Source organism: Microbacterium sp. Cr-K20, assembly GCF_000708325.1.
GTDB lineage: Bacteria > Actinomycetota > Actinomycetes > Actinomycetales > Microbacteriaceae > Microbacterium.
This window is the reverse complement of record NZ_JARE01000066.1, coordinates 46,518-64,696: the sequence shown is the minus strand read 5'-3', so window position 1 is coordinate 64,696 and position 18,179 is coordinate 46,518. Positions and strand designations below refer to the sequence as shown.

21 protein-coding genes are annotated in these 18,179 nt (G+C 66.2%); 13 read left to right on the top strand and 8 right to left on the bottom strand.

What is annotated here, in order from left to right; genetic code table 11:
- Positions 1–411: 411 nt before the first annotated feature.
- Both GZ67_RS19905 and GZ67_RS19900 read right to left on the bottom strand, forming a co-directional pair.
- A complete protein-coding gene (locus GZ67_RS19905; protein WP_442921958.1) occupies positions 412–1,722 on the bottom strand; it encodes a Y-family DNA polymerase in 1,311 nt (436 codons plus the stop codon).
- Between the two features lie 4 nt (positions 1,723–1,726).
- On the bottom strand, positions 1,727–2,023 hold the full coding sequence (locus GZ67_RS19900) for a LexA family protein (RefSeq protein ID WP_331280465.1): 297 nt from the start codon (positions 2,021–2,023) through the stop codon (positions 1,727–1,729).
- A 343-nt stretch (positions 2,024–2,366) separates the two neighbouring features.
- Here GZ67_RS19900 and GZ67_RS20630 point away from each other — a divergent pair, with 343 nt between their 5' ends.
- The 8 genes from GZ67_RS20630 to GZ67_RS0116285 all read left to right on the top strand — a co-directional run bounded on the left by GZ67_RS20630 (position 2,367) and on the right by GZ67_RS0116285 (position 7,358).
- A complete protein-coding gene (locus GZ67_RS20630) occupies positions 2,367–2,528 on the top strand; it encodes a hypothetical protein (RefSeq protein ID WP_156027135.1) in 162 nt (53 codons plus the stop codon).
- Positions 2,529–2,546: 18 nt separating this feature from the next.
- Positions 2,547–2,825: a hypothetical protein gene (locus GZ67_RS0116320; protein WP_029262157.1), complete on the top strand. Its 279-nt coding sequence runs from the start codon at positions 2,547–2,549 to the stop codon at positions 2,823–2,825.
- Positions 2,826–2,966: 141 nt separating this feature from the next.
- The gene (locus tag GZ67_RS0116315) at positions 2,967–3,701 is read left to right on the top strand and encodes a hypothetical protein (protein ID WP_029262158.1); all 735 of its coding nucleotides are present in this window, start codon (positions 2,967–2,969) and stop codon (positions 3,699–3,701) included.
- 90 nt (positions 3,702–3,791) lie between these two features.
- Positions 3,792–4,172, top strand: coding sequence for a hypothetical protein (locus GZ67_RS0116310; RefSeq protein ID WP_029262159.1), 381 nt, complete (start codon positions 3,792–3,794; stop codon positions 4,170–4,172).
- Positions 4,173–4,231: 59 nt separating this feature from the next.
- Positions 4,232–4,954 (top strand): RES domain-containing protein, encoded by a 723-nt coding sequence (locus GZ67_RS20265; RefSeq protein WP_168380833.1) that lies wholly within the window; start codon positions 4,232–4,234, stop codon positions 4,952–4,954.
- Positions 4,955–4,968: 14 nt separating this feature from the next.
- Positions 4,969–6,033: a RelA/SpoT domain-containing protein gene (locus GZ67_RS0116300; RefSeq protein WP_081860032.1), complete on the top strand. Its 1,065-nt coding sequence runs from the start codon at positions 4,969–4,971 to the stop codon at positions 6,031–6,033.
- Between the two features lie 132 nt (positions 6,034–6,165).
- Complete coding sequence (locus GZ67_RS0116295) at positions 6,166–6,918, top strand: DUF2971 domain-containing protein (protein WP_029262162.1); 753 nt, start codon at positions 6,166–6,168, stop codon at positions 6,916–6,918.
- A 188-nt stretch (positions 6,919–7,106) separates the two neighbouring features.
- The gene (locus tag GZ67_RS0116285) at positions 7,107–7,358 is read left to right on the top strand and encodes a hypothetical protein (protein WP_051662594.1); all 252 of its coding nucleotides are present in this window, start codon (positions 7,107–7,109) and stop codon (positions 7,356–7,358) included.
- Between the two features lie 48 nt (positions 7,359–7,406).
- On the opposite strand, the gene GZ67_RS0116280 is transcribed toward GZ67_RS0116285, so the two are convergent.
- The 4 genes from GZ67_RS0116280 to xylA are packed head-to-tail and all read right to left on the bottom strand — an operon-like array spanning position 7,407 to position 10,794.
- Positions 7,407–7,988 carry a GNAT family N-acetyltransferase gene (locus GZ67_RS0116280; protein WP_029262164.1) on the bottom strand — a complete coding sequence of 194 codons (582 nt, stop codon included), beginning with the start codon at positions 7,986–7,988 and terminating at the stop codon, positions 7,407–7,409.
- Positions 7,989–7,990: 2 nt separating this feature from the next.
- On the bottom strand, positions 7,991–8,302 hold the full coding sequence (locus GZ67_RS0116275; protein ID WP_029262165.1) for an NIPSNAP family protein: 312 nt from the start codon (positions 8,300–8,302) through the stop codon (positions 7,991–7,993).
- Positions 8,303–8,314: 12 nt separating this feature from the next.
- Positions 8,315–9,598, bottom strand: coding sequence for a xylulokinase (xylB, locus tag GZ67_RS0116270; RefSeq protein WP_029262166.1), 1,284 nt, complete (start codon positions 9,596–9,598; stop codon positions 8,315–8,317).
- A gap of 8 nt (positions 9,599–9,606) precedes the next feature.
- Positions 9,607–10,794, bottom strand: a complete 1,188-nt coding sequence (gene xylA / locus GZ67_RS0116265; RefSeq protein ID WP_029262167.1) for a xylose isomerase — start codon at positions 10,792–10,794, stop codon at positions 9,607–9,609.
- A gap of 108 nt (positions 10,795–10,902) precedes the next feature.
- On the opposite strand from xylA, the gene GZ67_RS0116260 reads away from it, so the two are divergent.
- From GZ67_RS0116260 to GZ67_RS0116250, 3 genes are all read left to right on the top strand, one after another.
- Positions 10,903–12,075, top strand: coding sequence for an ROK family protein (locus GZ67_RS0116260; protein WP_029273947.1), 1,173 nt, complete (start codon positions 10,903–10,905; stop codon positions 12,073–12,075).
- An 84-nt stretch (positions 12,076–12,159) separates the two neighbouring features.
- Positions 12,160–13,053 (top strand): formylglycine-generating enzyme family protein, encoded by an 894-nt coding sequence (locus GZ67_RS0116255; protein WP_029262169.1) that lies wholly within the window; start codon positions 12,160–12,162, stop codon positions 13,051–13,053.
- An 85-nt stretch (positions 13,054–13,138) separates the two neighbouring features.
- Positions 13,139–14,638, top strand: coding sequence for an arylsulfatase (locus GZ67_RS0116250; protein WP_029262170.1), 1,500 nt, complete (start codon positions 13,139–13,141; stop codon positions 14,636–14,638).
- A 75-nt stretch (positions 14,639–14,713) separates the two neighbouring features.
- Here GZ67_RS0116250 and GZ67_RS20885 read toward each other — a convergent pair whose 3' ends face one another.
- Positions 14,714–14,887, bottom strand: a complete 174-nt coding sequence (locus GZ67_RS20885; RefSeq protein ID WP_168380834.1) for an antitoxin VbhA family protein — start codon at positions 14,885–14,887, stop codon at positions 14,714–14,716.
- A 9-nt stretch (positions 14,888–14,896) separates the two neighbouring features.
- A complete protein-coding gene (locus GZ67_RS0116240) occupies positions 14,897–15,910 on the bottom strand; it encodes a LacI family DNA-binding transcriptional regulator (RefSeq protein WP_029262171.1) in 1,014 nt (337 codons plus the stop codon).
- Between the two features lie 128 nt (positions 15,911–16,038).
- Between GZ67_RS0116240 and GZ67_RS0116235 the strand changes: the two genes are divergently transcribed.
- The gene (locus GZ67_RS0116235) at positions 16,039–17,274 is read left to right on the top strand and encodes an amino acid ABC transporter substrate-binding protein (protein ID WP_197021047.1); all 1,236 of its coding nucleotides are present in this window, start codon (positions 16,039–16,041) and stop codon (positions 17,272–17,274) included.
- A gap of 10 nt (positions 17,275–17,284) precedes the next feature.
- Positions 17,285–18,169 carry a branched-chain amino acid ABC transporter permease gene (locus GZ67_RS0116230; protein ID WP_029262173.1) on the top strand — a complete coding sequence of 295 codons (885 nt, stop codon included), beginning with the start codon at positions 17,285–17,287 and terminating at the stop codon, positions 18,167–18,169.
- The last annotated feature ends 10 nt before the right edge of the window (positions 18,170–18,179 follow it).

Below are 18,179 nucleotides of genomic sequence, written 5' to 3'. Positions count from 1 at the left end.
CGTCAAACACGTCCCATTGGCCCCGGGAGCCTTGCTGGAGAGTGCCTGCCTTTGCGTCGTTGGATACCCACTTGAGATTTCTGTCGCCTGTGCTCAGGTTGCGATGTGACCGGATGCCGGCGTGCTCCTTCCACGGTGTCGCGATCCGGATGCCGCTACTGCGTTGAGTCGCAGTAGCTCGCGGTGTTGAGTCGACAGCCTTATGCGCAGGGGGTCTGCGAGGTTCCAACCCGGACACAATCACAAAACCTCCCGCAACGAGAAGCGTTGGGATGGCCAGCCACCACAGCCACTCATACGGCCAGAACAGCCAGGGTCCCGGATGAAATTCGTCGACCCGAATGGTGATGGCAGCTACATAGACGGCGACGCCGAACGAAGCCAGTCCACCCAGAATGATCCTCAACACTTTCACGCTCCGATCGTAGGGTGTGCACCGGGCGCTCGACCTAGGCGCGCACCGTCACGAGCTCGTCCCAGTGCGTTGTTGCGCGGGGTGTGAGCGTGCCGCGTTTCATCTGCCAGGACGGGCCGGGGCGGAATCCGCCATATCCGAGGCCGAGGGCATCCGTGCCGGCCCTCTTCGGGACGCCGGCGACGAGCGCGGCGATCCCGGCATCCTCGTGGGGCTGCCGGAACGGTTCGAGGGGCGTGTCTACACCGGCGGGCAGAAGGTCGGTGAGCATGAGGCCAGCGCGCGTACCGGAAGTCGTCCTGGATCTGGGGGAGCAGCTGGTGTGCGGCGCGGGTGAGCTCGACAGGATCCGCAGTGGGGAACGGGAGCCGCACGCGCGTTGACGGGTAGTGCTTCTGCTCGGTCCAGTGGCTGGTGCCGGCGAACACGTCCACACGGCGCGCGACTTGCGAGTGCTTCACCAGGCGCGCGGCCGCTTGCTGTGCGTACACCGACAGTGCCTGCCGGATGCCCGCCACGGTCGTGACTTTCTCGGAGAACGACCGGGACACGATGAGCTGGTCCTTCTTCCCGGTGCGGTCCTCTTCCGGTCCGATGCAGGCGACGCCGCGCAGCTCGAGCGCGGCGCGCATCACGACGACGTTGAACCACTTCCGCACCTGCACGGGATCCGCGGTCGCGAGATCCCATGCAGATCGCACCCCGTAGCCGCCAAGGCGTCGTTCCAGCCGACCGGCGATGGCCGACACCTCTGACACCGGCAGCGCCTCCATGAGCCGCTGCCGCCAGTCTTCACGAGTGGCCGGCCATGCACACACCCCATCGAACACGGGAACCTTCTTCGCGGTCCTGTTCGCTAGCTTTGCCAGTGTCCTCGTCGGGGCAATCCCCACGCACGCCGGCACACCGAGGAGACGATGCAGGGTGTCTTTGATGTATCGGCCGAGGGCCTGCATCGCGTCGACGTCCGCCGCGGTGCGCCTGTCGATGGTGAGGAACGCCTCGTCGATCGAGTACACGTCCAGCTCGTGGGTGAACCGCTCCAGGACGTCCATCACCCGCCGGGACATGTCCCCGTACAGCTCATAGTTCGACGACACTGCCTCGACACCCATGTGCTTCGCGTGTGGGCGCAGCTCGAACCATGGCTTGCCGAGATCCAGGCCGAGTGCTTTCGCCTCCCGCGAGGCGGCGACCACCATTCCGTCGTTGTTGCTCAACACGACCAGTGGCACCTCGGCCAGGCGTGGGTTGAACACCCGCTCGAAGGAGGCGTATGCGGAGTTGATGTCCACGTGCGCGAGCATGTCGCTACCGCAGGTGATGGATGCAGTAAGTGGCCACGCCCCACACCTGCAGGTCGCTGAGTTCGGCCACCACGATGTCCGAATGATCGGCGTTTTCGGACTTCAACACGATGCCGAGGGGAGTGACTTCGAGTCGCTTCACGGTCAACTCGCCGTCGAGGACGGCGACGATGATGTCCCCATGCTGAGCGCGCTTGGAGCGGTCGACGAGCAGCTCATCGCCGTCACTGATCCCGGCCCCCGTCATCGAGTGCCCGGAGGCGCGGACGATGAACGTTGCCGCTTGGTCGTCGACGAGCATGTCCGTCAGATCGATCGGACCGTCGTAGTGGTCCTGCGCGGGAGGGGACCCCGCACGCCACAGCGACGGGCGCCGCCATCAGCGACGCCACCGACGCGGCGTCGAGCAGCCGCGGCGCGATCGCGAACATCCAGGCCTCCAAAACCGAACACGTAGACGATAGTTAAGTATGCGCTTTGAGGCTCAGATTCGAAGATTCGCTTTTGACGACCGGTGCTGTACGCGCTTGGTGGGGGCGCAGTGTCCGTCGTTACGATGCCTGAGTGAGTCCGCACCCTCGTGCCGGCCTCCGTGTACGGTTTCGGGGAGTGAGCGGTGGGACTGCCGCGCGGAAGGAGCCAAGATGGGCGTGGGGGAGTACTTCACCTTCGGAGACGTTGTCAACGTGGAGGTGACGGAGGACGCATATCCGTTCACTCGTGACGACGAGGACGATCCTCGTCGACCCCGTAATGGGCTGCAGGGGCGGGTGACGTTCGCCGATCTCGCCGGCATCCTCGTGTAAAGCCACGGAGGGCGGTGCATGCCGCTGTTCGCCGAAGACAACAGCAAGATCGAAATCCACGACATCGAAGCCGATCCGGGGCGGTTCTACCCCTGGCGATCGGTGGTCTCCGCGGTGAAGATCGCGAACACCGAAAAGTACGATGCTGACTGGCAGAAGCGCGAACGTGACCAGCAAGCGTACGCCGCCGCACACGACGACAAGTTCCCTGAGTCCAGTCGGGCGTTCTACGGCTGGCGGAACTCTCTGTCCCAGGAGGCGTACACCGCCGCGTACAAGGCGGTGCAACCCGAGTAGCGGGGCCCGTTGCTCGGGTCGTCTACGGACGCCCCCAGGCTTGCCAGACGAAGGCTGCGCTGTTATAGCGCGTGAACGATGCTGCAGAAGCCTCGACTCCTGCGCGTGTTTTCGCGTCCCGGGGCGTGGGATGCTCGAGCGGTGACTGAGAGCAACTTGACTATTCCTCCGGACGACGGCGCGGGCGAGTTGACGGCACATTTCGTGTCATCGCTTGTTGAGTTAGTGCCGGGGGTTGGACCGACTGCGGCTCGCGCCATCGACTATAAGATGACGCGGCGAAAGGCTGCGCGAGATCGCGAGTTCATGATTGCTGTGGTGGCTGCGATCAAGGAGCTGTGGGAAAAATCGGAGAAGCGCCCGCCGATCGAGGAGGTCTTCGACTCGGACGAATACCTTGCAGCGTTCGAACGGTGCTCCCGCGTAGCGTCCGAGTCGGCCAGCGATACGAAGCGAGCACGTCTCGCGCGAGCCGCCGCCACTGCTGTTCTTGGGGACATCAAAGAGGCGGAGATCGAGATGTTCCTCGAGCTCACCGAAAGGTACAGCGACGTTCATGTGTGGTTACTGGCGTTCTACTGCGACCCCGCAGCATGGCTTGAAGCCAACGGGATGGGGCAGGCCGCCGCGCCAGGGATTCGAGGAGGGAAAAGAGACGAGCCGTTGCAAGCCGCGCTGCGAGTAAGCCCCATGAGCATGAGCATCGTGAAGGCAGCTGTCGAGGACTTGCAGCGTGACATGATGCTTGTCTCCTTCGATCTGAATGAGAACGTCGGCGATCGTCAACAGTTTGCTCCGCAGACTCGTCGCAGGGCGAGGCGGTTCCTCCGATTCATTGGTGAAACAGGTCTGTCCGAAGGCTCAGCGTCAACTTAAGTTGACATAAAACCTATTATCGGTTGTTCTTCTGTTGTTTTTTACTCAGGTCTTTAACCGTGAAGCGTCGGGAAGATGTACGATATCCGCATGGTCACTTCAACCGTGGTTCAGAGGCATCGCGACACGAGCCGTTACGAGCCGCACGAGCTGGTGCGAGAGCTGAATGCCGGCCTCGGCACGACGTTGGTCGCAGCTTTGGCGGGCTCGAAGAATCGTGCGCAGCCGTACGAGTGGGCCAAGCCGGACGGCGCAGAGCCTCGCTCGGCAGCGTGGAACAGGCTGCAGTTCGCGCATCAGATCTGGCGAGAGCTCGAGGACGCTGAGGGTCCCGGCGTTGCGCGTCGTTGGTTCATCGGCGGGAACCCGCTGCTGTCGGAGCAATCGCCTGTCGCTGCGATCCGTGACGACCGACACGCAGAGGTTCGTCGGGCTGCTCAGGCGTTCGTCGACGGCGACGTCGACGAGTGAGTCCGCACGCGCGCACCTGCACGGTCACCGGACTCCGGCTAGTCCCCATGGGGCCCTCGGTGGGGTTCCACGTGGGCAAATTGAAGTACCGCCAACCGTCCGCCGCTGTGCGAACTGCAGACAACCACCGCCAGGACTGGGGCCGCTTTGATGTCATCGGTGAGACCTTCTACGTTGCGGAGAACGTCGAGACCGCCTATGCCGAGGTCCTCGCCGGCTTCAAACTGCCGAACGGTGTGAACGACTCGCTGGAGGAGATCGCCGACATGCTCGGTGTGGACCGGGCAGAGGCTGTTGCCTGGATAGCTGAGGACTGGGCGTTGATCGAGCCGGATTTCCAGGGTGTCGGGGCGATCCCCGCATCATGGCGGAAATCTCGCCGGGTGTTCGAGGTGGAAATGAGCGAGCCAGGCTGGCTCGTCGACGTGCACCACCCGGCATCCATCTCTGCCATCGAAGCGGCAGGAGGCGGCGCAATGGCCAACTGGCTCGCTCGACAGGGAATCCCCGCGCTAACCCTCTCCGCTCTCACGAGTGAAAACCGTATGGTGACCACGACCATTGCTGACGTGATCCGCACCGCCACCCTGGAGGACGGATCATCTCCCCGCGGGATCCAGTTCCCGAGCAAGCATGGCGGCGGATGGTGTCGAGCGCTCTGGCTGCCGGAAGGCACGCCCCCTCCCTTGGGCGGCGTCAGCATCGCCAGCGAAAACCAGATCGAAGCGTCCAGCGAGCCCCTTAAGGTAGTCGCTGATCGATTCCACATCACCATCACCTAGACGAAGGCTGGAACATGACCTCGACTGGAAAATGGGGGATCTACGAAGGCTCAAAAAAGAGCGTCCTGCGGGCGGGCAAGGTGCTACGCGATCCAGACGCGGATCCAGCATCTCGAGCGGAAGCGTTGACCGTGGCAGAGGCGTGGCGACGAGCGCATGCCTACCCGATGAACACCTGGCAGATGCGGATGCGGCGCTATACCAAGGGCCTTGAAGGGTCGAGTGTCGTTCAACGTCTGAAGCGAATGCCGTCGATCGAGAAGAAGCTGCAGCGCTTTGAAAACATGCAACTTTCGACCATTCAAGACCTCGGCGGAGTGCGCGTCATCGTTCCCCGCGTCGCAGACGTTCGCGCACTGCAGCAAAAGTTGCTCGACCGGCCTGGTGAGCATCAGATGACCGGCCAGGAGGACTACCTCACGGACCCGAAGCCGGACGGGTATCGCTCTGTGCACCTCGTTCACGCGTACGGAACCCGGCCATCGACCCCCTGGGAAGGCTTGCGAGTCGAAGTGCAGATCCGCACCCGGATCCAGCACACCTGGGCAACGGCGGTGGAGACTGTGGATCTCTTCACAGGGCAGCGTCTCAAGTCTGGGGCAGGCGACCCATGGTGGAGAGAATTCTTCGCGCTCATGAGCGGGGAGTTGGCGGCCGCGGAAGGGCTGCCGGGTGTCCCGGGGGTGCCCGTAGACGCGCGCGAGCGTCGCAAGAGACTTCAGCAAATCCAAGATGAGTACGACGTGTTGAAGCGCCTCGGCGCATTCCGACACGTCACCAGCGACAGTGAGTACAAGGGTAGATATCTGGTCCTCGATCTAGACATTCGCCAGACCTTCATCACGATCCACTCCTCGGCGGACAGAGAGGAGGCCATTCGAAAGTATGAGTCTCTGGAGCGACACGTCCGTGACGACCCTTACTACGACATTCTTTTCGTCGCCATCGATGATGTCGACGACCTCAAGGACGCGTACCCGAACTACTTCGCAGATCTACGCGATTTCATCCAACTCGTGGAAAATGCGGTTTCGCTGAAGCGCGACGGTGAGGACGAGCTCCCTTGGCTGAGCCAATGAGCTCGAGTCGAGGAACCGGACCACGGAGCGGGAACCCGCGGCTTGGTTTCGTGCTCGCAGGCTAGCCATCAGCCACGCCAAGACCCGTCGCAGTCCGTACGACAGCCGGGCATGTAGCGCTAGCGTGGAACGGTGTTCATGGACGAAGACCACCCAAGCTTTCTCGACACGCCATCCGACAACAATGCGGTCTGGCGGTACATGGATCTTGCCCGGTACCTCTCACTCATCCAGAACTCTTCTCTGCATTTCGCCCGGGCGGACCAGATGAGTGATCGATGGGAAGGCTCGTACGGTGAGATGAATGTGCAACTGCGCCCTCAGATGTACGGAGAGCATTACGAGAAGATCTTCGCCGACCGGGATGCCCGGCGGCGGAACCTCATCGAAGGCGTTCACATGAACTGCTGGCACCTGTCAGAGGTGGAATCTGCCGCGATGTGGGACATCTACCAGAGAGAGGGGCGCGGCGTCGCCGTCCGTTCAACGTGGGGAAACCTGAAGGCGAGCATCCGCTCTGAGCGCCAGGTCTACGGGGCGAAGGTGAAGTACGTCGACTACAACAGTTCCTTCATCCCGGAGGGGAACATCTTCGACGCGTTCATGCACAAGCGAGAGAGCTTTTCGCACGAACGAGAGGTTCGGATGATCATGCTCACAGGGCGAACAATGCCCCACCCTACTGAGCCGGGATCCTTGATCGGCATCGGCCCTGAAGATCCTGTGCTTCCAGTTGAGATCGACCTCACTACCTTGATCTCCGCGGTATATGTTGCACCCGACGCACCAAACTGGATTCTCGAGGTGGTCCAGTCCGTGACCACGCGGTACGGACTCACTCACCCCGTACAGCAGTCAGATCTCGCCACGGATCCGATCGCCTAGCGTCCCGCGCAGCGCGTGAGTTCTGCGATGAGAGTGGTCTTGTCTTCAGCATCGACGGCGATGGTCCATCGGGACGCGATGTTCACGTAGTCGGCCGCGTATGTGCAGCGGGAGGTCGGGTTGTCGGGGAGCCAACGACCGCCCTCATCGACTGGGAGCGCAGTCGGCTGTCACACCACCTCGGACGGATGGAGAAGCGCGAACTCATCCGACGAGTCCCGTGCGCCGACGGCGTGCACGGCGTCGACGTGCTTCTCACCGAGACCGGAGCCGACGCGTTCCGGGCCGCGAACGTGCCGCACCTCCGCGCCATCCGCTCCCTGTTCGTTGACGCGCTCACACCCGAACAACTCACGCAGGTCGACGACATCACCACCGCGCTGCAGCGGCACCTCGGGCTCGACGCCATCGGCGACCCCGACGGCGGCTCTGCGCCATAGCGAGGTGCGTACGGCACGCAACCTCGGCGTATGCGAGGGATCTCGGCCTCACGCCCAGGGAGCGGCCGGCCGCTCGTCGGTGCTCAGCACCGCCATGAGGATGGAGTCGACCCACTCGCCGTCCCAGAACAGCGTGTCCCGTTGCCTGCCCTCGTGCCGGAAGCCCGCCTTCTCGTAGGAGCGCTGCGCGCGGGGGTTGAACGAGTACACGTCGAGCTCGACCCGGTGCACCCCGATCCGGTCGAACGCGTAGTCGAGAACGGCCAGGGTGGCCTCCGTGCCGTAGCCGTGACCCGGGCGGCCGGCGGCGAGCATGATGCGGAAGTTGATCGACGCGTCATCCTCATTCAACTCGTTGAGCACGATCTCGCCGACGTACTCCTCGGTCTCGAGGTCGATGATCGCCCAATCCGCGCGATCGTCACGGTTCGCGAGTGAGTCGAGATGCCGCACGACGTTCTCGCGGGTGAAGGTCTGACGGGTGCCGGTGAGTCGCAGGGTCTCCTCATCGAACAGCGTCCCCCACACGTGGTCGAGATGGGCGACGCCCAGAGGCTCGAGCCGCAGACGCGGGGTCGACAGGGTGGCGACGTTCGTGAGCGCAGTGACGTCGATCGCCGGTGCGTCCATCGCTACGCTCCGTCGAAGACGGGGCTCAGGAAGCGGCGCTCGTAGCGGCGGATGCACTGCGTCCGGCGCGCGAGGTCGAACGCCTCGACGCACTCCGGGTCGGTCTTCGAGGCGGTGCGGTAGACCTCGTACTCGGCGAGGGAGGGGAACGTGAACAGTGCGAACGCCTCGTCGCTGTCGCCCTCGCTCGGCAGGAAGTAGCCGTGGTGGGTGCCGCCGTGCTTGGCCACGAGCCGGATCCAGGTGCGACCGTACTCGGCGAAGTCGTCGAGTTTGTCGGGGTCGATCTCGTAGCGCAGGTGAACGGTGATCATCCCCCGATCCTCTCAGAGCACCGAGGCCGCCTGACGTGCCATGCCGACGGCGACATACTCCGCGGCCTCCGGCACCTCGACCGGCAGCTCGAACACCAGCGGGGCGATCTCGCGGACGGCCTGCGACTGGGCGCCCCCGCCCACGAGCAGCACACGTTCCAGGGGGATGCCGAGTTCCCGCAGCGCGTCGAGCCCGAACCGCAGCCCTCCGAGCATGCCCTCGACGGCGGCCCTGGCGAGGTTCTCGCGGGTGGTCGAGGCGAGCGTCATGGCGGTCAGGCTCGCGGTGGCATCGGGCAGGTTGGGGGAGCGCTCGCCCTCGAAGTACGGCACGAGTTCGAGTCCGCCGGCGCCGGGTTCGGCGGTCAAGGCGAGCGTGCTCAGCCCGTCGTGGTCCACCCCGAGCAGGCGCGCGATCACGTCGAGGACGCGCGCGGCGTTGAGCGTGCAGACCAGCGGCAGGTAGCCGCCGTCGGCATCCGCGAAGCCCGCGACGATGCCGGTCGGTTCCGCCACCGGGCGGTCGGTCACGGCGAAGATCGTGCCCGAGGTGCCGATCGAGACGACGACATCGCCCGTCCGGGCTCCCAGGCCCAGCGCGACGGCGGCGTTGTCTCCCGCACCGGGGGCGACGCGACGCGACGCAGCGTCCGTCACGGACTCGCGCGGTCCGAGCACTCGCGGCAGGATCACGTCGTGGCCGAGGGCGGCGACGAGCAACTCGCGGTCGTACTCGCCGGTCGCCGGGTTCCAGTAGCCGGTGCCCGAGGCATCCGACCGGTCGGTCACGAGTTCGTCGAGGTCGGGCCGCTCAGGACCGAACCCGCGCAGCCGCCACGTGAGCCAGTCGTGCGGCAGAGCGACGGCGGCGACACGAGCCGCGTTCTCGGGCTCGTGGTCGCGCAGCCAGCGCAGCTTCGTGATCGTGAACGAGGCGACCGGCACGAGTCCGGTGCGATCGGCCAGGGCTGCGGCCCCGAACTCGCCGATCAGGTCTTCCGCCGCCTGCGCGGAGCGAGTGTCGTTCCACAGCAGGGCGTCGCGGATGACGCGTCCCTGGGCATCGAGGGCGACCAGGCCGTGCTGCTGCCCGCCGATCGCCCAGGCCTCGACGTCATCGAGGCCACCGGCATCCGCGATGGCCGCCTGCAACGCGACCCACCACGCCTCGGGATCGACCGACGTGCCATCGGGATGCGGAGCGCGGCCGGAGCGGACGACGGCATCCGTCTCGGAGTCGACGACGACGACCTTGCAGGACTGGGTCGAGGAGTCGACCCCGAGGACGAGTGCCATCGCCGGACTCAGCGCGCGCCGAGCAGGTGCTCGGTGGCGAGCTGCTGCAGGCGCACGAAGCCGAAGCCCTTGCCGCCGAGGTACGCGTTCGCGTCGAAGTCCTCGTAGGCCGAGCGGTCCGCGAGGAAGTCGTCGTACGACTCACCGTCGTTCAGCGTCGGGGTGGAGAGCTCGGCGACCTTCGCGGCGGCCAGGGCCTCCTGCACCTCGGGGTCGGCGCGGAAGGCCGCGGCGCGCTCCTTCAGTAGCAGGTACGTGCGCATGTTCGCCGCGGCCGAGGCCCAGACGCCGGCCTCGTCCTCGGTGCGCGAGGGCTTGTAGTCGAAGTGGCGCGGACCGTCGTAGGCCGGAACCCCGCCGGGGCCGCCGTTCTCGAGCAGGTCGACGAGCGAGAACGCGTTGTGCAGGTCGCCGTGGCCGAACACCAGGTCCTGGTCGTACTTGATGCCGCGCTGACCGTTGAGGTCGATGTGGAAGAGCTTGCCGTGGAACAGCGCCTGCGCGATGCCGGCGGTGAAGTTGAGTCCGGCCATCTGCTCGTGCCCGACCTCGGGGTTCACGCCCACGAGCTCGGGGCGCTCGAGCGAGTCGATGAACGCGATCGCGTGGCCGAGCGTCGGCAGCAGGATGTCGCCGCGGGGCTCGTTGGGCTTCGGCTCGATCGCGAAGCGGATGTCGTAGCCCTTGTCGGTCACGTAGTCGCCGAGCAGGTTCACGGCCTCGCGGTAGCGCTCGAGAGCCGCGCGCACGTCCTTGGCGGAGTCGTACTCCGCGCCCTCGCGGCCGCCCCACATGACGAAGGTCTTGGCGCCGAGCTCGGCACCGAGGTCGAGCTGGCGGAACACCTTGCGCAGCGCGAAGCGACGCACCTGGCGGTCGTTCGAGGTGAAGCCGCCGTCCTTGAAGACCGGGGCGCTGAAGAGGTTCGTGGTGACCATCGGCACGATCAGGCCCGTGTCGGCGAGCGCGCCCTTGAGGCGGTCGATCTGGTTCTGGCGCTCGGCATCCGTCGATCCGAAGGCGAAGAGGTCGTCGTCGTGGAAGGTAAGGCCGTAGGCACCGAGCTCGGCGAGCTTCTCGACCGCGTGCACGACGTCGAGCGCCGGACGGGTCGGACCGCCGAACGGGTCGGTGCCGTTGTAGCCGACGGTCCAGAGTCCGAACGAGAACTTGTCGTCGCGGGTGGGGTTGGGCATGATCGCTCCTCTGCGAATGCTGCGGGCGTGCGGGATGCACGGACGCAATAAGTTGTGCTTCACAACATAACCGATGACAGGCGGCATCCGCACCCCTAAAGTGGGAACGTGCCCCCTGAATCCGCTGCCCCACGCTCCCGCGAAGCGAACCTGGCGTGGATCCTCTCGATCGTCCACCACGACGGCCCCCGTTCCCGCTCGGCCCTGACCGAGGCCACGGGCCTCAACCGCTCGACCATCGCCGCGCTGGTGGCGGAGCTCGTCGCCGCCGGACTCGTCGACGAGCGGCCGCCGGAATCCTCGGCGCGAGCCGGTCGCCCCTCTCCGGTGGTCGCGCCTTCGGCTGACGTCGTCGCGATCAGCGTGCACCCCGAGGTCGACGCGGTCGAGATCGCCGCCGTCGCCCTCGACCGCAGCATCCGCGTCCGCGAGCGCATCGTCAACACCGGTCCGCCGACGACGGCCGATGTCGCCGCTCTCGTCGCCGAGCGCCTCGAAAGCTGGCGGGCGGATGCTCTCGCCGACTGCGCCGTGATCGGTATCGGCGTCGCCGTGCCGGGGCTCGTGCGCTCGGCCGACGGCGTGGTGCGCAACGCCCCGCACCTCGGCTGGACCGACGAGCCGCTGGCCGCCCTGATCCACGAGGCGACCGGCATCCGCACCGCAGTGGACAACGACGCGACCCTCGGCGCGCTGGCCGAACACCTCTTCGGCGCCGGCCGGGGTATCGACGAACTCGTCTACCTCAACGGCGGCGCCTCCGGCATCGGTGGTGGCCTCGTGATCCATGGTCTGGCCGCCACCGGCGCGAGCGGCTACGCGGGCGAGTTCGGGCACAACCGGCCCGGCATCGACGGCGCCGACCGCCGCACCGACGACGGCGTGCTCGAAGACGAGGTGAATCGTCGGCACCTCCTCGACCTGCTCGGGCTCGACGACGCCGACGACGACGAGCTCGCCGCAGCCCTCGCCGCCACGGAGGCGCCCGAGGTGCACGCGGAACTGGTGCGGCAGGCCAAGATCCTCGGAAGTGCTCTGGCGAACGCGGTCAACGTGCTCAATCCGGCTCTCGTTGTTCTCGGTGGCTTCCTGGCGCTCGTCGACGAGGGGGCGCACGACCTGCTGGTCGACGAGGTCTCGCGGTTGGCGATGCCCGAGAGTGCTGCCGCGGTCGCGATCCGCGCCGCCGAACTCGGCTCCGACCGGCTGCTCGTCGGCGCAGCGGAGTTGGCGTTCCGCCCGCTGTGGGGGAGCACCAGGGCCTTCGACGCGACCCGCTGAGCGCCGGATCCGCCGGCCGGAATACTCCCGGTCCTCCCGCCGCGGCCGAACACTACGCTAAGTCTCGTGACGAACTCGCGCGACATGGTCCACATCCCCGGCGGCACGTTCCTGATGGGTTCGGACGACTTCTATCCCGACGAACGGCCGGCGCACGAGCGCGAGGTCGAGTCGTTCTTCATCGACCGCTATCAGGTGACGAACGCGCAGTACGCCGAGTTCGTCGACGCCACCGGATACGTGACCGTCGCCGAACGAGAGCTCGATCCCGCCGCGTTCCCCGGAGCCGATCCCGCCGACCTCGTTCCCGGGGCGATGGTCTTCGCTCCGACCGCCGGTCCGACGAATCTGGGTGACTGGCGCAACTGGTGGCGCTGGCAGCCCGGGGCGTTCTGGCGCAAGCCGTTCGGCCCTGACTCGTCGATCGATGACCGGCTGCAGCATCCGGTCGTCCACATCGCGTTCGAGGATGCCGTGGCCTACGCCGACTGGGTGGGGATGCGGCTGCCCACCGAGGCCGAACACGAATACGCGGCGCGGGGAGGACTCGAGGGTGCGGCCTTCGCCTGGGGCGACGAGGCGTACCCCGACGGGGTCGCACAGGCGAACTCGTGGCTCGGACGCTTCCCGTACGACAATCAGGGCGTCGGCGGCACGGCGCCCGTCGGCTCGTACCCGCCCAACGGCTACGGCCTCTACGACATGATCGCGAACGTCTGGGAGTGGACGACCGACTTCTACACCCCGCGTCACCTGCGCCTCTCGGACACCCCGGTCGATGCCGGCAAGCGCACGAACCTGCTCGCCGCCGCCAGCGCGCAGGAGGGCTTCCCCGACATCCCGCGGCGCGTCCTCAAGGGCGGATCGCACCTCTGTTCCCCGGACTACTGCCTGCGCTTCAGGCCCGCCGCGCGCTCGCCGCAGGCCGAGGACACCGGGATGTCGCACATCGGATTCCGCCTCACCCGCTCCGTGTGAGGGCCCCTGGGCGCACGCCCGGAATACTGCTTGGCTTCGACCGAGGGCACGTGCCCGCCTCACCGGTCGAAGCTAGGAGTCACTCATGGCCGAGAAGCCCAACATCCTCATCATCTGGGGCGATGACATCGGCATCAGCAACCTCAGCACCTATTCCGACGGTCTCATGGGCTATCGGACGCCGAACATCGACCGCATCGCCGACGAGGGCGTGAAGTTCACCGACTACTACGGCGAGCAGAGTTGCACGGCGGGGCGGGCAGCCTTCATCACGGGGCAGAACCCGTACCGCACCGGTTTGACGAAGGTGGGGATGCCGGGGGCCCCGCTGGGCCTCCAGCCCGAGGACCCGACCATCGCCGACGCGCTCAAGCACCACGGTTACGCCACCGGACAGTTCGGCAAGAACCACCTCGGCGACCGGGACGAGCATCTGCCGACCGCCCACGGCTTCGACGAGTTCTTCGGCAACCTCTATCACCTCAATGCGGAGGAGGAACCCGAGCACCCGGACTACCCGACGGATGAGGAGTACCCCGGGTTCAGTGAGAAGTTCCGGCCGCGCGGGGTGCTGCACTCCTGGGCGAACGGTGACGGCACGCAGCGCATCGAAGACACCGGTCCGCTGACGAAGAAGCGCATGGAGACGGTCGACGAGGAGTTCCGCGACGCGGCCGCCGACTTCATCCGCACGCAGGCCGAGGATGACACCCCGTTCTTCGTCTGGTTCAACTCGACGCACATGCACTTCCGCACGCACACCAAGGAAGAGAGCAAGGGGCGTGCGGGACGCTGGCAGTCGAACTACCACGACACGATGCTCGACCATGACGATGTCGTGGGCAGTCTGCTCGACCTGCTCGACGAGCTCGGACTGGCCGAGAACACGATCGTCATGTACTCCACCGACAACGGCCCGCACATGAACAGCTGGCCGGATGCGGGCATGACCCCGTTCCGCAACGAGAAGAACTCCAACTGGGAGGGTGCCTACCGGGTGCCCGCGATGGTCCGTTGGCCCGGGCACATCCCCGCGGGGACGACGCTCAACGGCATCGTGAGTCACAACGACTGGTTCGTCACGCTGCTCGCGGCCGTCGGCGACGACGACGTGGCCGAGCGATTGAAGTCCGGGACCGAGTTGCACGGCACCGAGTACAAGGTGCATCTCGACGGCCACAACCAGCTCGACTACATCACGGGTGCGGTCGAGCACAGTCCGCGTCGACACTTCTTCTATGTCTCGGACGACGGCGACCTCACGGCGCTCCGCTTCGAGAACTGGAAGCTCGTGTTCCTGGAGCAGCGCGCCGCGGGAACGTTGCTGGTGTGGCAGGAGCCGTACATCGAGTTGCGGTTCCCGAAGCTGTTCAACCTGCGCACCGATCCGTTCGAGCGGGCGGACATCACGTCGAACACCTACTGGGACTGGGTTATCGACCGCATCTTCCTGTTCGTGCCGGCCCAGGCGTACGTGGCGCGCATGCTGCAGTCGCTCGCCGAGTTCCCGGCACGGCAGGAGTCGGCGTCGTTCACGATCAACCAGGTCATGAAGAAGCTGAACACCACCGCCGGCAACTCCTGACCGAATATCCGTTTTAGACAGAAAGTCCGTCGAAACGGATATTTGTCCCGCCGCTATTGGCGCGTCTGATGAAACTCAGGAGAGTCCATACCGGGCTCGTACCCGGTCTACGAGTTCGTCCGAATCGATGGTGCCGTCCGCGTAGGAGTCGGCGTCAGCGCGCGTTTCGGGCGTGACCTCCAGGCCCTCGATCTCGGCGCTTCGGATCGTGTCTTCAACCCGCCGCGATCGGGTTCGAGCGGTCGTCATGGCACTGGCTCAGCCGCGGGGCGGGCCGGACGACTGCCGGATGATGAGCTCGTGCGCGGTCTCGATCGTCCGCGCCTCGTCGCTCGCCGGGCGGAGGATGAGCGAGACGGCGTGCTGCCCCATCTCGAACATCGGGATGCGCGCGGTGGTGAGGGCGGGCGCGACATCCGGCGCGACGGAGATGTCGTCGAAGCCGACGACCGACATCTCCTCCGGCACACGGATGCCGTGCTGTCGCAGTTCGCTGAGGATGCCGATGGCCATCGCGTCGTTGAGGCCCACGATGGCGGTGACGTCGCGGTCGAGCAGTTCGCGGGCCCCGGCGATGCCGCCCTCGCGGGTGAACTCGTGCGAGACGATGACGAGCTCCAGGTCCGGGTCGCTCGTCCCCTCTCGCAGCCCGGCGATGCGGTCGGCGACCGTGTTGAGGTCGAGCGGGCCGGCGACGACGCCGATCCGGCGGTGCCCCAGCTCGGCGAGGTGGCGTCCGACCGAGATGCCCGCCCGGTGGTTGTCGGGCAGTACCGCGTCGACCGGAAGGTGGTGGCGGCCGATGACCGCGGCACGGCCTCCGGACAGCGTGAAGTCGAGCAGCGCCTCGGTCATGCCCTGCTCGCGTCCGGGATCGGCGTACCCGGAACCGGCGATGATGATCGAGCCGACGCGCTGGCGCAGCAGGGACTTCACCTGCGCGAGCTCGCTGTCGGGGGTGCGGTCGGCCTGGGCGATCTGCACGGACCGGTTCTCGAGCGTCGCACTGCGGATCACGCCGCTGGCGATGTCGGAGAAGTAGGGGTCGCCGATCTCGTGCACCACGAGGCCGATCGTCGGCACGAGCCCGCCGGCGAGTCCTCGCGCGTGCATGTTGGGTTCGTAACCGAGCTGCTTCGCGATGACGCGCACGTGCGCCGCCACTTCGGGAGAGATGCCGGAGCCTCCGGTCATCGCCCGCGACGCGCTCGCCAGGGAGACCCCTGCGGTTTCGGCCACATCGATGAGTCGTGGCGCGCCTTCACGCTTCACGAAACCTCCCCCTTGTGGAGCAAGATCAACGCTGATTGCGAGGTAGGTTGCTCTTCGTTCTTCGGTCCCACTATAGTGGCGGAAGCGCTTACGAAAGCGCTTTCGCTACGATGACGTAGGAGACTCGGATGACTGCACCCAGACACGGTCGACGGATCGCGGCAGCGATCGGAACGCTGTCGATCGCCGCGCTCACGGTTTCGGCCTGCTCGGCCCCCGGCGATCAGGCGGAGGGGGGTGGATCCGACGATCCGATCGTCATCGGCATCTCTCTGCCGCTCACCGGCGACTTCTCCGAACCCGGCAAGGGCGTCGAGCGAGGCTACGAGGCCTGGCGCGACATCGTCAACGAGAACGGCGGCCTCCTCGGACGCCAGGTCGAGCTCAAGATCCTCGACGACCAGTCCAACGCCGACCGCGTGGTCTCGGACTACGAGTCGCTGATCGCACAGGACGGCGTCGACCTCGTGTTCGGCCCGTTCTCCACGCGACTCGTCGTTCCCTCGGCGCGCGTCGCCCAGGAATACGGCATGCTCTTCGTCGAGCCGGCCGGCGCGGCGGAAGAGGTCTTCGAGCAGGGCTTCGACAACCTCTTCTACGCGGCCCCCGCGATCGCGAACGACCACTACAACAACCTCGCGGACTACCTGCTCGCGCTTCCGGAGGAGGAGCGGCCCGAGACGGTCGCCGTCGCCGCGATGGACGACCCCTTCGCGCAGGGCACCGCCTACGGCCTCAGGGACAAGCTCGAAGAAGGCGGGGTCGAGGTCGTCGTGAACGAGGTCTACCCGCCGAACACGACCGACTTCTCCACGATCGCGGCCAAGATCGCGCAGTCGGATGCCGACATGGTGATCGGCGGCACGCAGTATCAGGATGCCGTCAACCTGATCATCGCGCTGCAGCAGCTGAACTATCAGCCGGAGCTCGCGGCGTTCTCGACCGCGCCGACCAACCCGGAGTTCGCGGCTGCCATCGGCGGTGCGACCGAGGGCATCCTCGCTCCCACCGGCTACTCGCCGAAATCGCAGTTCCCCAGCAACATCGAGTTCGTCGAGAAGTACACCGAGATGCACGGCAACCCGCCGTCCGAGGACGAGGCCAACGCCTACACGACCGGTCAGGTCGTCGCCGCTGCGGTCGAGGCCGCGGGCTGCGCCGAGCAGGGCGAGTGCCAGCAGGAGCTCATCGACTGGCTGCGCGACAACTCCGTCGACACCGTCGTCGGCGAGCTCAGCTGGGACGAGACGGGCAAGCCCACCGGCGCGCACCTCATCCAGCAGTGGATCGACGGCGAGATCCTGATCGTCCTCCCGGACGACGTCAAGGAAGCCGACTTCCTCTTCCCGAAGCCGACGTGGTGATCCGCACATCGTGAGTGGAGCACTGCTGCTGCAAAGCCTGATCCTCGGCATCCTGCTGGGAGGGCTCTACGCCCTCCTGGCGGCCGGGCTCACGCTGTACTTCGGAATCATGCGCGTCGTCATGATCGCGCACTCCGCCTTCCTCATCCTGGCCGCGTACCTCGCGTGGTGGTTCAACCGGGAGACCGGCATCGACCCCCTCGTGTCGCTCGTCGTCACGGTGCCCCTGTTCTTCCTGACGGGTGTCGTGATGCAGCGACTGCTCGTCTCGAGGCTCAAGCCCCTGACCCTGACCATGATGTCGGTGCTGCTCACCTTCGCCGTGGCACTGATCATCGAGGGGGCGCTCGGGTTCTTCTTCACCGGCACCCAGCGCCGCATCCCCCTGCCGTACGCGAGTGCGAGCCTCGACTTCTTCGGCGCGCAGGTGCCGGTGGTCAAGCTCATCGCCTTCGGGCTGGCGGCGGTGGCCCTCGCGCTCCTGTTCGTGCTGCTGAAGTACACGAAGTTCGGGCAGGCGCTGCGGGCGACGATCCAGCATCCCGAGGCCGCGCGACTGGTCGGCATCAACACCGACCGGGTCGCCGGCTACGGGTTCGGACTCGGGCTCGCCACGGCGGCGATCGGCGGCACCGCGCTCTCGCTCGACGCCACGATCTACCCGTCGCTGCACTGGCACTGGATCGGACCGCTCATGGCGATCATCGTCGTCGGCGGACTCGGCAGCATCCCGGGTGCCGCCATCGCGGCTCTCGTCCTCGGCGTCGCACAGAGCCTGCTCCAGCTCCCGCTGGGGCCGACCTGGGCACAGACGGTGTTCTACGTCGCCCTGTTCGCCACGCTCATGTTCCGTCCGCAAGGATTCTTCGGAGGTCGTCTTGCCCAGCGTTTCTAGCAGAGAGCCG

Coding starts and splice junctions, on each gene's coding strand:
- GZ67_RS19905 (WP_442921958.1), bottom strand. CDS start 1,722: ATGCTCGCGCACGTGGACATCAACTCCGCATACGCCTCCTTCGAGCGG.
- GZ67_RS19900 (WP_331280465.1), bottom strand. CDS start 2,023: ATGCTCGTCGACGACCAAGCGGCAACGTTCATCGTCCGCGCCTCCGGG.
- GZ67_RS20630 (WP_156027135.1), top strand. CDS start 2,367: ATGGGCGTGGGGGAGTACTTCACCTTCGGAGACGTTGTCAACGTGGAG.
- GZ67_RS0116320 (WP_029262157.1), top strand. CDS start 2,547: ATGCCGCTGTTCGCCGAAGACAACAGCAAGATCGAAATCCACGACATC.
- GZ67_RS0116310 (WP_029262159.1), top strand. CDS start 3,792: ATGGTCACTTCAACCGTGGTTCAGAGGCATCGCGACACGAGCCGTTAC.
- GZ67_RS0116300 (WP_081860032.1), top strand. CDS start 4,969: ATGACCTCGACTGGAAAATGGGGGATCTACGAAGGCTCAAAAAAGAGC.
- GZ67_RS0116285 (WP_051662594.1), top strand. CDS start 7,107: ATGGAGAAGCGCGAACTCATCCGACGAGTCCCGTGCGCCGACGGCGTG.
- GZ67_RS0116280 (WP_029262164.1), bottom strand. CDS start 7,988: ATGGACGCACCGGCGATCGACGTCACTGCGCTCACGAACGTCGCCACC.
- GZ67_RS0116275 (WP_029262165.1), bottom strand. CDS start 8,302: ATGATCACCGTTCACCTGCGCTACGAGATCGACCCCGACAAACTCGAC.
- xylB (WP_029262166.1), bottom strand. CDS start 9,598: ATGGCACTCGTCCTCGGGGTCGACTCCTCGACCCAGTCCTGCAAGGTC.
- xylA (WP_029262167.1), bottom strand. CDS start 10,794: ATGCCCAACCCCACCCGCGACGACAAGTTCTCGTTCGGACTCTGGACC.
- GZ67_RS0116255 (WP_029262169.1), top strand. CDS start 12,160: ATGGTCCACATCCCCGGCGGCACGTTCCTGATGGGTTCGGACGACTTC.
- GZ67_RS0116250 (WP_029262170.1), top strand. CDS start 13,139: ATGGCCGAGAAGCCCAACATCCTCATCATCTGGGGCGATGACATCGGC.
- GZ67_RS20885 (WP_168380834.1), bottom strand. CDS start 14,887: ATGACGACCGCTCGAACCCGATCGCGGCGGGTTGAAGACACGATCCGA.
- GZ67_RS0116235 (WP_197021047.1), top strand. CDS start 16,039: ATGACTGCACCCAGACACGGTCGACGGATCGCGGCAGCGATCGGAACG.